A 15,813-nucleotide genomic window follows, 5' to 3' on the forward strand; every position below is an offset into this window, starting at 1 on the left:
GGTCGGGGCCTGGTTCGGGGGTCGGCTTGGGAGTCGGCTTGGGAGTCGGGCCGTTGTTCTTGAGGTCGAGGTCCGGGGGGTTGCGCCAGTTGGGGTTGTTCTTGAAGTCGCTGTCCGGGCCGTTCTTGAGGAAGTTGTTGTCGTAGCTCTTGACGATGTTCTTCGCGAACTTGTCGAAGATGCTGGTGAGGGCGCCCGCCGCGGCGCCGAACGCGGCGGCCTTGAGGATGTCGTTCCAGTCGATGCCGTCGGGGCGGCGGCCCTCCGGGGCGAAGTTCATCATCGCCAGCCGCACCGCGAAGGTGGTGAACGCCTCGGCGAACGCCTCGGTCAGCGAGGGCGCGATGTGCAGCCGCTGGAGCAGGTGGCTGAGCGTCGTGAGGATCATGAACCGGCTGCGCATCTTGGCCATCATGATCTGGCTGGCCGAGGCACCGCCGGTGAAGAAGGACATCGCCAGGTAGATGGCGATCTCGATGAGCAGCCGGATGACCTCGGCGATGACCTGCCACTTGGACTCCATGATGTCCATGGAGGTCTTGCGCCGACCCTCGGCGATCTTGTCGAGCTGGTCGGAGAACTCGCGCAGGTAGTTCTTGCCGCCGTCGTCGATGAGCATGCCCATCGCCTCGGCGTACGCCTTGGACAGGTCGTCCGGCATGGACTCGGCGATGTCGTGGATCGACTTCTCGATCAGCGAGGAGAGCCGGTCGAGCTTGCGGCCCAGGCCGGAGTAGGGCCGGCGGCTCTCGTAGGCGAGGTCCTCGTCGGCGTCGATGAGCCACTCCCCCGTGAGGATGAAGATCATCGCGTTGACCGCGGGTGACGCCATCATGCTCATCGGGGGCCGTCCCGGAGGTCGTGCGGGCAGGACGGATCGGCCGCTCCCGGCAGAGTGCGGGAGCGGCCGACGGCGCGGAGGTCAGCGCCGGCCATGCCCGCCCGGGCCACTGTCGCCGTCCAGCCCATGGGTTTCGATGCGGTTGTTGCCCTGCTCGATGTCCTCGATGTTGCGGTCACGGGTGGTCTTCATCATCCGGACCTGGCCGAGCGTGGCGTCGGTGATGCCCACCACCGCGTCGCGGACGGACAGCATGGTGTCCTTGGTGGTCTGCCGCTCCTTCTGCTCCTGCGGCTTGGCCTTCTCGGCGAACTCGCCTTTCGTTCCCGGCCACCGCACCGTGGGCGCCAGCTCGTCGAGGAACTCCTCGGTCATGCTTCTGGTCAGGGTGCCGATCTCCTCCAACTGCCCTGCCAGGGCCTCGATGCGCTGTGGATCGACGTAATAGCGCTGTCCCATCAGTCAGTCCTCCCCGTCCTCGCCGAGCGCGTCCCGCCAGCCGGGGGTGGCCTGGCCGTCGCGTGCCGTGTCCTCGTCGTCCTCGCGCAGCACCTCGGGGCCGAAGATCCGCTCCCAGTCCATCTCGAAGCCCTTCAGCTCCGGCACGTTGCTGCTGGGCTCGGTGAAGGGGGCCATCGCCTTCATCACGTGCCGGTTCATCTTCAGGCGCGCCGCGCTCGCCGCCTCCAGGACACTGGCGGCCAGCTCCTGGGGGGACATGTCGCGGTACTTGTGTTCCAGGAACTCGATTCCGGTCAGCTCACCCTGCGGGCCCACGGTGGCGCGGACCGCGCGGTCGGAGGAGAGCACCCCGAACGACGCCTGCCGCAGCTCGCGCTCGGTGCGCGCGACTGCCTCCTGGGCCGCCTGGAGTTCGGCCATCGCCTTCTCCAGACGTTTTTCCAGCGGTTCCGTCACGCCCGCTCCGCCCTTTCGCGTCGGTCACTCTGTATCCACGTACATCCGTGCGCACGTCCGTACCTACCTACCTGCCTACGTCCGCACGTACACATGCCCGTCCGTACGTACGTACGCGCTGGTCATCGCCCGATGACGGCCGGGGTGCCGCCCTCCTCGGTGCCCCACACATCCGCGTCCTCCTCCAGGTAGTCGGCGGAACTGGTGGACCTGCGGCCCGGTTCCGCCGGTGTCTCCTCCTCGGAGGGGGCACCGCCGCCGGTCGTCGTCACCCGGGAGGCCGGGGACAGGAAGGTGTCGCTGTCCTCCTGCCGGTGCCACGGGCTGCGCCGGCGGCGGTTGCGGCGCTCGCTCTCCTCCGCCGCGTCGACCAGGACGGTGCGCACCCGCTCGCCGTTGCCCTTCTCGCCGCCCCCGCCCATACCGCCCATGCCGCCGCCCATCGGCATGCCGGGGCTGCCGGGCGTCCCGGGTGCGCCGGGAGTGCCGGCCGAGGCGGCGGGACCGAGTGGGGTGGCCGCGCCGTTCGCGCTGTCCGACAGAGGTGCGACACCGGCCGCGCCGAAGGGGTCCGCAGAGCCGGAAGACCCTGCGAACCCGGAGGACCCCAGGGAAACGGAGCTCTCCCCGGAGAGGGCGTCGCCGATGGCCGCGGAGTTCGCGCTGCCGCCGCCGAGGCCCAGTTCGGAGGCCGGCACGTTCCGGGAGACGGTGCCGTCGCCGTCGCTCCCGTTGAGGTCGCCGAGCCCGTCGAGGTCGCCGAGGCCGTCGAGAAGGTCCGAACGGTCGGCGTCACCCGTCGAGTTGAGGTCGTGCAGGTCCACCGTCTCGGTGCGGCCCTGTGGGTCGGTGGTGGTGACGACGCCGGTGTCCGGGTCGATGACCTGCGTACTGCCGTCCGGGAAGTCGGTGGTCAGCAGTCCGTTGTCGAGGCGGGTGGTGGAGCCGTCCGTGTTGGTCACCGTCGCCCCGTGCGTGAGGTCGGTGGTTGTGGTGGACCCGTCCGCGTCGGTGGTGGTGAGCGTTCCGGTGTCCGGGTCGAACGAAACCGTGCTGCCGTCCTGGAACGTGGTCGTGAAGTCGCCGTCCCCGTCGAGCGCGGTGTCACCGCCGGTCGGGGTCTCCAGGCCGGACGGGTCGCCGTTGAGGTCACCCAGGTCGCCCAACGACTCGACGGTCACGTCGGAGTCGTTGTTGCCCAGATCGCCCAAGTCACCCAGGTCGCCCAGATCCGCGCGGCCATTCTGGCCGTTGAGGTTGCCCAGGCTGCCGAGGTTCTCGGTGGTGGTCGTGCCGTCGGGGTTCGTGGTGGTCGCCTGACCCGTCGACGGGTCGACGGTCTGGGTCGTGCCGTCCGGGAACGTCGTCGTCAGCTTCCCGTCGTCACCCAGGGACGTGACCGAACCGTCCGGGTTCGTCACCTCCAGACCGTTGCCCAGATCCTGCGTCGTGACCGTACCGTCCGGGGCGGTGGTGGTGAGCGTCCCGCTGTCGGGATCGAACGAACTGCTGCTGCCGTCCGGGAAGTCGGTGGTCAGGTCACCGCCGCCGGTCAGCTGGGCGCTGCCGCCGGTCGGGGTGTCGAGCACACCGTCGCCGCCGCCCAGTTGGCTGTTGATGCCGTCCAGGCTGCCGAGGTCGGTCGTGGTGGTCGTGCCGTCGGGGTTCGTGGTGGTCGCCTGACCCGTCGACGGGTCGACGGTCTGGGTCGTGCCGTCCGGGAACGTCGTCGTCAGCTTCCCGTCGTCACCCAGGGACGTGACCGAACCGTCCGGGTTCGTCACCTCCAGGCCGTTCCCCAGGTCCCGCGTCGTGACCGTACCGTCCGGAGCCGTGGTGGTGAGCAGCCCGCTGTCGGGATCGAACGAACTGCTGCTGCCGTCCGGGAAGTCGGTGGTGAGCTTGCCGTCGCCGGCCTGGGTGTTGCCACCGGTCGGGGTCTTCAGGGAGCCGCCCCCGCCGTTGACCGCACCGAGGTTGCCCAGGTTCTGGGAAATCGGCAGCGGGTCGCCGTTGCCCTGGCCGTTCACGTCTCCGATGTCGCCCACGCTCTCGGTGACCGGGTTGTTCTGGTTCGGATCGTTCTGGTTCAGCAACTCATCGAGGCCGTCGAGGTTCTGCTCATTGAGCGCGTTGGGATCGTTGAGGCCGCCGAGGCTCTCCTCCATGGCCTTGGCCTGCTCCTCGGCCTCGCGCTTGGCCTCCTCCTGCTCCTTCTTCTGCTCGTCGCGCAGCTCGTCCTGGTACTTCTTGTCCTCGTCACGCTGCTGGTTCTGCTCGTTCCGCAGCTCCTCCTGGAGCCGCTTGGCCTCCTCCTGCTCCTTCTTCTGCTCGTCGCGCAGCTCGTCCTGATACTTCTTGTCCTCCTCCCGCTGCTTGTTCTGCTCGTCGCGCAGCTCGTCCTGGTACTTCTTGTCCTCCTCCCGCTGCTTCCGCTGCTCCTCGCGGAGTTCCTCCTGGTACTTCTTGTCCTCCTCGCGCTGCTTGTTCTGCTCGTCGCGCAGCTCGTCCTGGTACTTCTTGTTCTCCTCGTTCTGCTTCTTGATCTCGTCCTGCTCCTCCTTCAGCTTCTTCTTCTCGTACTCCTCCGAGGCCGTGTTGGTCGACTTCGGCTTGGGCACGTTGTCGGAGAAGTCCGTGGTGAGGTCGAGGAAGTGGTTGTTCAGGTCGGACTGCACCTGGGCGGCGGGCTTGCCCAGGTACTCGCCGACGCCCTGGCTCCAGACCTTGACCGCCTGGTCGCCGACCTTCGCCCAGTTCGCGATGTCGGTGAGGTCGCCGTAGTCGGGGTGCACCTGCGAGAAGCCCCCCTGCGGGCTGTGCCGGACAGTCGTGGTGTAGCGGGTGGTGGTCGACGTGATGTCGGTCTTGGCGACGTTGTTCGTGTCCACCCACTGGGCGAGGTCGTCGAGGACGTAGCGCAGCACCTGATGCGGGTCGTAGTACGGCGACTTGGCCCAGGCCAGCCACGCGTCCAGCAGCTTGGAGGCGGCGTTCTCCAGGTACGTGCGGCCCAGTGCCAGGGCCCGCGAGTACACCGTGTTGCCGGTCCCGGTCTCGGTGCCCTCGGCGGAGGCGGGCGAGGAGTTGAAGGTCTCGACGTAACTGTCGTAGTTCTCACGGATCTTCGTCAGCAGGCTGCGGAAGACCTCCGCGGCCTCGCCCTTCCAGCTCGCGTCGTCCCGGCCGAACCGGTCCTCCCAGTCCTTCAGCACCACCGCGTGGTCCTTGAAGAACTTGGCGGCGTAGTCGAAGGACTCCCCGGTGGTGTTGAAGGAGTTCAGGTCGACCGCGTCGGGCCCGCCCACACTCAGGTTGCTGAACCGGGCGTCCTGGGTGCCGCCGCCCAGCAGGGCGAGAAGCGCCGTCCGCGGCCCGTTCATGTACCGGGCGAGCGCGACGGTGCTCATCTTGTCCTTGTTGTAGTCCGTGAACTCGTTGCCCTCACGGACCTGGGCGTCGTTCACGTTGTCGGACCCGGGGCCGGCGAAGATGATCTCGTCGCCAGCCTTCACACGGCCCTCGAAGACGATCCGGGCCTGCATGATCGACTGCTTCTTGCCGCTGTCGAAGAACCAGATGTCGTAGTCCTCGCCGGTGTTCGTCAGGAACCCGGAGTCCTTGACGAGCAGGCTGAGACTTCGCGTCTTGATGTCCATCCGGAAGAGCTTGCCGCCGTGGTCGGACCGGAGCGTGTCGAAGATGGTGCTGCGGTCCGGCACGGGATAGCCGGTGATGTGCTTGACCAGAGTGGCCCAGGTGTCGGTCGACGGGTCGGCGGCGTTGTCGAACTTGTCGAGATTGACGCCGGAATTGGGATCGTACCGATCGGCCACCGGGAGGCCCTTTCTGGTCGGTTGTCGTCCGGGCGGGCGCACCGTCTCCCGTACGGGGGTGCGGCCGGATGTCTCTCACGCGGGCACGCCGGGCGGCCGTGGCCCCTGCCGGCACGCGCGGCGACGGACAGGACTTTCACGACGCTCCCTGTGCCGTGACAGGGTCTAGGGGGTGTTTTGAAAGTCCTGTGCGGTGCCCGCGGTGTCCGGTGCGTGCTCTCGGTGCGCCGGACGAAATCCCTCGTACTGGACGTACTTGGGGGTTCGGCCGGTGCGGCGAGAGTGCGTGCCGGGCGCCGTGGGTGCTGTGCGGGACTTTCAAAACACCCCCTAGGTCTCGTCGTCCCCGCCGGCGGTGAGTGTGTCGACCTCTTCGAAGGTCTGGAGCAGCGTCTGCGCGTCGATCAGGTCGAGGTTCTTGCCCTGGGTCTTGTTGGCCTCGTCGATGGTCTCCTTGAGGGCTTCCTTCAGCTCCTTGAAGAGTTCCATCTGGTCGCCGAGCAGCTTGTCGATGGCCTCCGCCGCGGTGCGGACGCCTTCCACCAGCTTCGGTCCCGAGACGAGGGGCTCGCTGACCATCTTGCCGATGCGCAGGAGCTGCTTGGTCTGGTCGAGGTTCTCCGGCGTCGTGTGCCCGTCGATGAGCTCACCGAGCGGGCGGATGGTGGACCCGTCACCGACCTCGCGGTGCTTCTTCGCGGCGGTGTACACCGGCGCCACCTCGTTGTCCCGGAAGTTCTCCATCTGCTTGAGGTCGAAATGCCTGACATCGGCCTTCTCACCGGCCATGGGACGCTCTCCTGCCGCTTGGTGCCGGGAATGGGGTGGGAGGTCCGGCGGGCGCCCCGAGGACGGGCGACCGCCGGACCGGTGGCCTCGCCGGACTGGTGGGCCGCCGGACCGGTGGGCCGCCGGACCGCTGGGTCCGCGACGATCGACCCGACAGGTCCTGGCGGGCCCTGGCGGGCCCTAGCGGGCCCGCACGTTCCCCCAGTTGTCGGCGCTCTTGCGCTCGTCACGGGAGTGGTTGTCGTGGATGCTCTGGATCAGCTCGCCGTTGTCCCCGAGGAGCCGGGCCATGTTCTTGGTGGCCTGGTCCCACTCCGCCTGGACGCCGCGGTACATCTCCTGGTCCGAGCCCTCCCAGGAGGTGACGAGCGGCTGCAGCTCGTCCTCCAGGTTGTTGAGGGTCGTGATGATCTGCTGGGTCTGCTCCTTCAACTCCTCGATGGCCTGCTGGACCTTGGGGTACTGAACGTCGATGATGCCGTCGGCCATGACGTCTCCTCTCGGGTCGCCGGGCACCAGGGCCCGGGAAGCTCACGGGTCCGGCCCCGCCGAAGAACAGGGGCCGGTGTCGCGCGGGGAAGTCGGGTCAGCTCAGTGCTTCGAAGACGCCCTGGCTGGTCTTGCTGTTGAGAACCTCGGTCAGGTCCTGGTTCTCCTTCGCCAGCCGGTTGGCGGAGGTCACGTTCTCCTGGAGCGCGTCGACCATCTTGCTGATCTGGATGACCACCTTCTGCGCCTCGGCGTTCCAGCTGCGGAAGAGCTTCAGCAGGGCCTGGCCCTCGTCGCCGCCCACACCCGAACGCGCGGCGATCTCACCAACGTTGTTCTGGACCCTCTCGACCTGGGACCGGGCCGACTCCAGCGAGGAGACGCCTCCCAAGCCCTTGGCATAGTCCGCTTTCCTTGCGGCGCTGTCAGCCATGTCGCGTTCCCTTCGTTCAGGCGAGTCTCGTCGCACCGTTGCCCGCTGAGGCTAAAGAGAACCCAGCATTCCGCGCAACGGCAAGCGGACAAGATTTGAAGTTCGGTCAGTTCGCCAAATTTCTTACGTGCCAGCGGAGTTGTGCGGAAGTTTCCGACAGATGACGGCCCCGCACCACCCACCGGGGCAACAGAACTCGGACCCGACCGCGGGCTCACGCGATACGGGCGGAAAACGGTCACGCGCACAAGACAAACGGTCACCGAGCGGCCGCGGCCGACAATGGCCACGTATCCGCGGGGTTCTCCGGGTGCGGCCGGCCGAAATATCTGAGCTTTTTCTGAGGTTTTTGAGGTTTACCACCGCACTCGCCGTCCGGCGACTCCACCGACTCGGTGCGGACGGTACCAAGTTCGGCCTTGAATTCTCCCGACCCCACCCATTTCCTTTTCTTTGACGCCTTATGCGGCCCTTGCCGTGATCAGCGCCCGGTGTCGGCTGTGCGAGCGGTGACCGCTGTGCCCGCCTTGTCCGCCTCGACGCCCTTCTCGTGGCCCTCGCTCTTCTCGTCGCCTTCGCTCCCCTCGCTCCCCTTGTTTCCCTTGTTTCCCTTGTTTCCCTCGACCTGTCCCGGCCGGCCGGCCGCGGTACCGCACTGCGCGGCCGTGACCTTGGGCTCCGCGGCGCCCGTGGCGGCGATCGGGTCGAGGTCCGCGCCGGTCGGGAGCGCCGCGAGCAGCGGTGCCGGGACCGAGTCGATGTCCGCGGCCTCGTAACCGAGTGCCGCGAGGGAATCCTTCGCGGAGACCCGGTACTTCACCCCGTTCTCCGCCACCAGGTACGTGGTCCCGGCGTGCGCGGCGCCGGACGCGTTGAGGGCCCGGACCAGGGCGCCGTGCCCCGGCCGTACGACCGTGGCGTCCGTCGGGACGCAGGCCGGCTCCAGCGGCTGGGCGGTGCCCGCCGACGCCGTGACCGGGGCGAGCCCGGCCACCGGGACCAGCACCGACCTGATCCGGGCGCCGCCGTCGTCGCCGTCCACCTGCGCGCAGAGCGCCGTACCGCGCGGCGCGGACTGCGGGACGGGCGGCTTGTCCGGCAGCTCCGCGGAGCCGGCGGTGCCGGAGTCCTTCACCTGGTGCTCACGTATCGCGTCCGCGCCGAGGGTGCGCACCTCGGGCGACTGCCCCTCGTAGGCGTCCTTCTGGGTGGCCGGGTCGCCCAGCACCAGGGCGGCGCCGAGCCGGGTCACCGGCACCAGTCCGTCCTCGCGAAGCAGGTGGTAGGTGCTGCCGCCGCCGGGCACGCTGACCTTGAACAGCTGGCCGATCCTGCTGGCCTCACCGCCGAGTTCGGGGCCCTTCCCGCCGCGCCCCGGCACCGCCGGCGGGCTCAGGTCCGGTCCGGGCGCCAGCGCGTCGAGGAAGGCCGCCGAGACCGGCATCGGCTGCTGGGAGCCGTAACCGAGGGCCGTACGGGCGTCCGAGGCGCGGTCCAGCGGCAGCCTGCTGCCCCGCCACACCAGGTACTCGGTGCCGTCCGGGCCGCGTACCAGCACCCCGCGGTCGCCGCCGATGCCGCGGGAGTCCATCGGCGCCCCGGCTACCAGCGTGGTGGCCCCGGGCTTGTCCACCCCGGAGGTCGCCACGACACCGGAGGTGTCGGGCAACGCCCCGTCAGGCCCGGTGACGCACAGGTGCCAGGCGTCGTCGTCGAGCCGGCCGGACTCGGGCACGGCGTCCGGGGCGCCGGGGATGCCGACCTGGGCGCCCACCGGAACGTCCCGCAGGGAGGCGGTGCGGACGTCCGCGGTCTCCAGGTCGGAGCCGCCGATCAGCCGCGCCGAGACGTAGTTGCGCACCGGGTGCAGTACGCCGTCGGTGCCGGTCCACAGATAGCGGGCGCCCGTGTCGCGGTTGACCACCAGGTGCTCACCGTCGCGCCAGCCGTCGTTCCCGCCGGGGCGCAGCAGGCCGTAGACGGTGGTGCCCGCGGCGAGCAGGACGGTCACGAGGATGCCGAAGACGACGCCGCGGGTGGTGCGCCCGAGCGGGCTCTCCGGGGCGTCCGGGTCGGCCGTCAGCAGGCCCGAGCTGAGCCTGCCCATCATGAAAGTGTGGGCGTGTACCTGGTCGCGCTTGGACTGCACAGCCTCTCCTCAACTCGTTCTCCATGTCCCGGCGTACGGGGCACTCGGCGTCCGGGGTGCGGTGTGCTCGGCCTGCCGGCGGGCGGTGCACCGAGCGTCCCGGCGTTCGACGTACTCAGCCGAACAGGCCGCGCAGCCAGCCGAAGAGTCCCGCCACCCAGAGGCTGAGCGGCAGCAGCGCCACCGCGAAGCCGGTGTGCGCGAGTTCCGCCGCGCGGCCCCAGTACGGCAGTACGCGGCGGCCCGGCACCGTCCACGAGGCGATCACGATCGCGGCCGCGACGCCGAGCAGTACCGCGAAGACCACCAGGCGCCCGTCGCCCTGGTGGTCCGCCGCCCAGGCACGGGCGAGCAGCAACAGCCCCCAGACGCCGGGCACGGCCAGGGTCAGCCGCTGCCCGATGTGCACCAGGCCACGGCAGTGCAGGAGCAGCAGCAGGCTCAGTACGAGGGAGGTCAGCACCTCGGGCAGGTTCGGGTGCTCGGCGAGGACGACGAGGGCGCCCGCGGTGACGATGCCGGTGGCGGCGAAGAGCGCGGTGACCCAGCGCCCGGCCAGCATGGTGCGCTCGGCGACGTCGCTGCCCGTGTAGGGGTCGATGCCCTCCTGGAGCTGACTGGCGGAGGACGGCAGCGCCGGCAGCCGCATTCCGGCCAGTTTGAAGGCGAACGGCGCCACCGCGCTGGCGCTGAGCACGACGAACGTCGCGACCAGTGCCACCGAGGCCGGCACGTGCAGGTCGGAGTAGCCCATCAGGGTCCCGGTGACCGCGACGGCCACGGAGACGATCGCGGTGGCCAGGAGGGCCGGCGCGCCGACCGCCGTGGCGGCGAGCGCGAGGACCGCGCCGCCCGCGCCCGCGGCGCCCGCCGCGAGCAGCCGCGCGCCGACCACCTGCACCGCGTCCGGGCCGGTCAGGTCGCCGCCGGGCAGCAGCCAGCCGGCCAGGGCCAGGCAGGGCGCGACCAGCAGGCCGAGCGCGGTCGCGGAGAGGCGGTCGCCGACCGCGCGGCTGGCCGAGCCCGCGCCCGCGAGCAGCAGCAGCCCGGTCAGGGCCGCGCAGACGGCCCGGGGAATGCCGGTCGTCCCGGGCCACAGCACCAGCGCGAGGGCGGCCGCCACGGTCGCCACCGCGGTGCCCACCAGCAGGCCGCGGGCCGCTTCCGGGGTCCAGGTGTGCAGCCGCCGGCCCGCGGTGTCGGCTATCCCGTCCACCAGGTCGTCGAGCCGGGCCTCGGGCAGCGCCTCGGTGTGCGGGCGCAGATAGAGCACGGCACCGTCGGCGAGTCCGGCCCCGGCGAGGGTGGTCTCCTCGTCGAGCGGGGCGTCGCCGAGCCGCTGGAGCACCCAGCCGGCGTGGTCGAGGCCGGCCTCCTCGGTCTCCTGCCCGACATAACGCAGCAGCGTGGGCAGGAGATCGGCGACCGGCACGTCGGCCGGCACGGCCAGATCGACGGAGACGCTCGGCGCACGTACGGTCAGGCGGCACAGTTCGGCCACCGCGCTGTCGGTCATCAGCTGAACTCTCGTCTTCCGGAATGGCGTTGACAGGAGGACTCCCCTCCGGAGAGGGGGTGTGCGAAGAGTACGAAAAGGCCCACGCGGCCAGGAACCGGGGGGCCGGGCAGCGCAATTGGATCCGCACGCCCGGCAACGCCTTCTTGTGCGTGGACAGGTCGCGTTCCGTTTCCCGCGTGGACAGGTCGCGTTCCGTGAATGCAGACTACTGCCTGCACCCGCCGGATCAAGCTGCGGACCGGGACTTCTTGTCCGGTATGCAGTTGCCATCAAGGGAGTTGACGGTCCCGCTCGATCCACGCCACTCGCGCCATCCGCTCGAAACATTCACCCGGCGTCCGCCGCGTCACGCGGAACACCGGCGAATCAATACTGCGCCGCCTTTCCCGTCACAGGGCCGACATTTCGACGTGGGCCACAGAACCAGTGAAATCGGAGGTTTTGTTCCTTGAGTGTCGTGCTGTTTCGCCGGCCGGCCCGCAGGCGCGGACCGGAGATGCCCGAGGGCCAATTGACCCTCCAGGAGCCGCCGGTCCTCGCCGAGACGGTGCCCGACACCTCGGCGATATGGACGTATCTGCCGATGGCTCTGATGTCGGTGTCGATGATGCTGATGTTCCTGCGCCCCGGCGGCGGGAACGGCGTCTTCATGTATCTGGCGATGGGCGTCATGGCGCTCTCCGCCGGTGCCATGCTGCTGGGGCAGCTGATGCGCCGCTCCAGCGAGCGCAAGCAGCGTCTGAAGGGCGAACGCCGCGACTACCTTCGCTACTTGGCGCAGATCCGCAAGCGGGTGCGGACCACCATCACGGAACAGCAGCGGGCGCTGGCCTGGCGCCACCCGGAGCCCGCCTCGCTCCGCTCGCTGGCCCGCACCTCGCGGCTGTGGGAGCGCCGCCCGGCCGACGAGGACTTCGGCGAGGTCCGTCTCGCGGTCGGCGAACAGCAGTTGGCGCTCGCCCTGAACCCCGTCTCCACCCGCCCGGTGGAGGACCTGGAACCGCTCTGCGCGCACGCGCTGCGCCGCTTCGTCCGCGCCTACTCCACCATCCCCGGACAGCCCCTCGGCCTCTACCTGCGCTCCTCCGCACGGATCCTGCTGCGCCCCGAGGGCACACCCGGCGACGAGACGTCCGGCGAGGGGTCCGCCGGCCCGGGCACGGGACCGGGCATCGCGTCGTCGCACGGCCGGAGCGGCGAGGCCGCGGGCGGCTCCCCCGGTGCCGGCCCCGGCACCCCCGCCGCCGACCCCGGCACCGACGACGTACGCGCCCTGGTGCGTGCCGCGCTCGCGCAGCTCGCGGTGTTCCACGCGCCCGAGGAGCTGTGGCTCGCCCTGTGTGTCAGCGACGAGCGGCGGCCCGGCTGGGAGTGGGCCAAGTGGCTGCCGCACACGCTGCATCCGCACGAGGAGGACGGCGCGGGGCAGGTCCGGCGGATCACCGCCGACCTCACCGAGCTGGACGACCTGCTCGGCGCCGAGTTCGCCGAGCGGCCCGGCTTCGACGCGGACGCCCGCCCCAGCCGCGACGAGCCCTACACCGTCATCGTCCTGGACGGCGTCACCGTCCCGGAGAGCCACCGCTGGGAGGGCCACGGCTACCGCAACGCCGTGGTCCTCGACGTGTCCGGTGCGCTGCGCTGGCGGCCCGGCCGCAACACGCTGCGGCTGACCGTGGGTCCCGACGAGGTGAGCCTGGTGCGCACCGACCGCAGCCGCAAGGAGCGCTCCGTGCCGCTCGGCCGCCCGGACCGGCTCGGGCCGCTCGGCGCGGAGTCGCTGGCCCGGCTGCTCACCTCCCGCCGGATCAGCCTGGGCACCGACATCGCGCAGCCGCTGGACGCCGACGTCGAACTGACCACCCTGCTCGGCATTCCCGACCTGCACCGGCACGACCCGGCCACCCTCTTCGACCGGCACACCGGCTCCGGCCGGCTGCGGGTACCGGTGGCGGTCGGCGTGGACGGCCGCCCGGTGGAGCTCGACATCAAGGAGTCCGCGCAGGGCGGCATGGGCCCGCACGGCATGCTCATCGGCGCCACCGGCTCCGGCAAGAGCGAACTGCTGCGCACCCTCGTCCTCGGTCTCGCCCTGACCAACTCCTCCGAGACCCTCAACTTCATCCTCGTCGACTTCAAGGGCGGCGCCACCTTCCTCGGCCTGGAGGAACTGCCGCACACCTCCGCCGTCATCACCAACCTCGCCGACGAGGTCGCCCTGGTGGAACGTATGCAGGACGCCCTGCACGGCGAACTCATGCGCCGCCAGGAGCTGTTGCGCTCCGCCGGCAACTACACCTCCGCCCTGGAGTACGAGCGGGCCCGCGCCGCCGGGGCCGACCTCGCCCCGCTGCCCAGCCTGTTCGTGGTCGTCGACGAGTTCAGTGAACTCCTCTCCGCGCACCGCGAGTTCATGGACCTGTTCGTGATGATCGGCCGCCTCGGCCGCTCCCTCGGCGTACATCTGCTGCTGGCCTCGCAGCGCCTGGACGAGGGCCGCATGCACCAGTTGGAGAGCCACCTCTCGTACCGCGTCGGCCTGCGTACGTTCTCCGCCATGGAGAGCCGCGGGGTGCTCGGTGTGCCGGACGCCTACGAGCTGCCCGGCCAGCCCGGCAGCGGCTATCTGAAATCCGGCGTGGAGTCCCTGACCCGGTTCCGCGCCGCGTACTCCTCCGGCACCTACCGGCGTCGTACCGGCGCCGTGGTCCAGGCCCGGGTGGCCAGCCAGGTGGTGCCGTGGACCAGCGGCTGGGTCGTGCCGCGCACCCTGGAGGCCGCGCCCGAACCGGAACCGGAGGCCGGAGCCGACGACCCCGACGAGGAGGAGGAGACGCTGCTCGCCGTGGCCCTCGACCGGCTGCGCGACTCCGGTCCGGCCGCCCACCAGGTGTGGCTGCCGCCGCTGGACGAGCCGTCCCCGCTGGACGCCCTGCTGCCCGGCATCGCGCCCGACCCCGAACGCGGCCTCAGCGCCGCCGGCTGGCCCGGCACCGGCAAGCTGCGGGTGCCCGTCGGCCTGGTGGACAAGCCGTTCGAGCAGCGCCGTGACCCGCTGGTCGTGGACCTCTCCGGAGCCGGCGGCCACATCGCCGTCGCGGGCGGTTCACAGAGCGGCAAGTCTACCGTCGTCAGGACCCTGATCAGCGCCCTCGCCCTCACCCACACGCCCGCCGAGATCCAGTTCTACTGCCTCGACTTCGGCGGCGGCGGCCTCTCCCAGTTCGCCGCGCTCCCGCACGTCGGCGGCGTCGCGCCGCGGCTCAACCCGGAGCGGGTGCACCGGGCCGTCGCCGAGGTGATGACGCTGCTGGCCCGCCGCGAGCAGTTCTTCGTGGACCACACCGTCGAATCCATGACGTCCTACCGTCGCCGCCGGGCCGCCGGGGAGTTCTCCGACGAGCCGTTCGGCGACGTGTTCATGGTGGTCGACGGCTGGTCCACGGTCCGCCAGGACTACGACGACCTGATCCCCAAGTTCAACGAACTCGCCGCCCGCGGCCTCAACTACGGCATCCACCTGCTCATCACCACCACCCGCTGGGTCGAGCTGTCCGCCCAGATCCGCGACCAGGCCGCCACCCGCCTGGAGCTGCGGATGGGCGACCCGATGGACTCCGAGATCGACACCCGCAAGGCCCGTTCGGTGCCGCGCAGCGGCGGCCGGGGCATCACCGCCGACAGCAAGATGCACTTCCTCGCCGGTCTGCCCCGCCTGGACGGCAGCGGCTCCCTCGACGACCTGGGCGACGGCGTCGCCCACCTGGTCGCCGAGGTCGCCCGGCACTGGACCGGCGCGCCCGCCCCGCAGATCCGGATGCTGCCGCACCGGCTCCCACTCGCCGAACTCCCCGCGGCCGAGCCCACCGAGGGCGGCGGCATGCGGCTACCGCTCGGCATCGACCAGGACACCCTGGACCCGGTCTGGCACGACTTCAGCCGGACTCCGCACCTGATCGTGGTCGGCGACACCGAGAGCGGCAAGACCAACCTGCTGCGCCGCGTCGCCCAGGGCATCACCGAACGCTACGCCCCGAACGAGGCGAAGATCATCGTGGTGGACTACCGCCGCGCCCTGGTGGACGCCGTCCCCGAGGAGTACCGCATCGGCCATGTGATCTCCCTGGACAACCTCAAGGAGACCATCGAGGGCGCGGCCCGCGCGCTGAAGACCCGGGTCCCCGGCGCTGACATCGCGCCGGCCCGCATGCGCCAGTGCGACTGGTGGACAGGACCGCGTCTTTTCGTCCTGGTCGACGACTACGACATGGTCACCGGGAACTCCTTCCAGAGTCCCTTCGAGCCGCTCTTCGAGAATCTGACCCTCGGCTTCGAGATGGGCCTGCACCTGGTCGTCGCCCGCAGTGCCATGGGCGCCGGACGCGGCCTCAGCGACGCCCTCATGCGCCGCCTCGACGAGGCCAACAACCCGGCGGTCCTGCTCTCCTGCCCGCCCACGGAAGGCCGCCTCTTCGGCAACGCGAAGCCCCTCAACCTCCCCCCGGGCCGGGCCCTGCACGTCGCCCGCCGCCGGGCCCGCCTGATGCAGACGGCTCTCGTGGAGGAGAGCCGGACGTAGGCAGGAAGGCCAGGAGGGCAGACGCGCCCCTGAAAAAGCAGGGGCGCAGCCCCGCTTTTTCAGGGGCGCGGGGAACTGCGCGGCCCGCCCCCACCCACCCGCACCCGCGAGACCCCGGTTCAGTCCTCCGCGGAGGCGGGACGCCAGCCCCGGGCACGGGCCCTGGTGAAGGCGAAGCCGGCCCACAGGACGGACAGGACGGCCGCGCCACGGTCTTCGGCCTCCTCGGCTCCGCGGCGCCCCCGGCCGCCGCAGCCGAG

The 15,813-nt window shown here is 70.5% G+C and carries 10 protein-coding genes; 1 reads left to right on the forward strand and 9 read right to left on the reverse strand.

Features of this window, described 5'->3' with window-relative positions; translation table 11 throughout:
- From AOK01_RS38600 to eccD, 9 genes are all read right to left on the reverse strand, one after another.
- On the reverse strand, nt 1-841 hold an 841-nt coding region (locus tag AOK01_RS38600), incomplete at its 3' end, for a WXG100-like domain-containing protein (RefSeq protein WP_483855260.1).
- 81 nt (nt 842-922) lie between these two features.
- Nucleotides 923-1,300, reverse strand: coding sequence for a hypothetical protein (locus tag AOK01_RS38605; protein ID WP_055520099.1), 378 nt, complete (start codon nt 1,298-1,300; stop codon nt 923-925).
- Nucleotides 1,301-1,303: 3 nt separating this feature from the next.
- Nucleotides 1,304-1,759, reverse strand: coding sequence for a YbaB/EbfC family nucleoid-associated protein (locus tag AOK01_RS38610; protein WP_055520101.1), 456 nt, complete (start codon nt 1,757-1,759; stop codon nt 1,304-1,306).
- A gap of 122 nt (nt 1,760-1,881) precedes the next feature.
- Nucleotides 1,882-5,595, reverse strand: coding sequence for an AAWKG family protein (locus tag AOK01_RS38615; RefSeq protein WP_055520104.1), 3,714 nt, complete (start codon nt 5,593-5,595; stop codon nt 1,882-1,884).
- Nucleotides 5,596-5,925: 330 nt separating this feature from the next.
- Nucleotides 5,926-6,384, reverse strand: a complete 459-nt coding sequence (locus AOK01_RS38620) for a type VII secretion system-associated protein (RefSeq protein WP_055520106.1) — start codon at nt 6,382-6,384, stop codon at nt 5,926-5,928.
- Between the two features lie 180 nt (nt 6,385-6,564).
- The gene (locus AOK01_RS38625) at nt 6,565-6,873 is read right to left on the reverse strand and encodes a WXG100 family type VII secretion target (protein ID WP_055520107.1); all 309 of its coding nucleotides are present in this window, start codon (nt 6,871-6,873) and stop codon (nt 6,565-6,567) included.
- Between the two features lie 97 nt (nt 6,874-6,970).
- A complete protein-coding gene (locus tag AOK01_RS38630; RefSeq protein ID WP_055520109.1) occupies nt 6,971-7,306 on the reverse strand; it encodes a hypothetical protein in 336 nt (111 codons plus the stop codon).
- A 481-nt stretch (nt 7,307-7,787) separates the two neighbouring features.
- Nucleotides 7,788-9,455: a type VII secretion protein EccB gene (gene eccB / locus AOK01_RS38635; RefSeq protein ID WP_079104093.1), complete on the reverse strand. Its 1,668-nt coding sequence runs from the start codon at nt 9,453-9,455 to the stop codon at nt 7,788-7,790.
- A gap of 115 nt (nt 9,456-9,570) precedes the next feature.
- Nucleotides 9,571-10,971 (reverse strand): type VII secretion integral membrane protein EccD, encoded by a 1,401-nt coding sequence (gene eccD, locus AOK01_RS38640; protein WP_055520112.1) that lies wholly within the window; start codon nt 10,969-10,971, stop codon nt 9,571-9,573.
- Between the two features lie 499 nt (nt 10,972-11,470).
- Here eccD and eccCa point away from each other — a divergent pair, with 499 nt between their 5' ends.
- Nucleotides 11,471-15,553, forward strand: a complete 4,083-nt coding sequence (gene eccCa / locus AOK01_RS38645) for a type VII secretion protein EccCa (RefSeq protein ID WP_055520114.1) — start codon at nt 11,471-11,473, stop codon at nt 15,551-15,553.
- Nucleotides 15,554-15,813 lie beyond the last annotated feature (260 nt).

The sequence above is a fragment of the Streptomyces aurantiacus genome (assembly GCF_001418335.1).
In the GTDB taxonomy this organism is placed as follows: Bacteria; Actinomycetota; Actinomycetes; order Streptomycetales; family Streptomycetaceae; genus Streptomyces; species Streptomyces aurantiacus.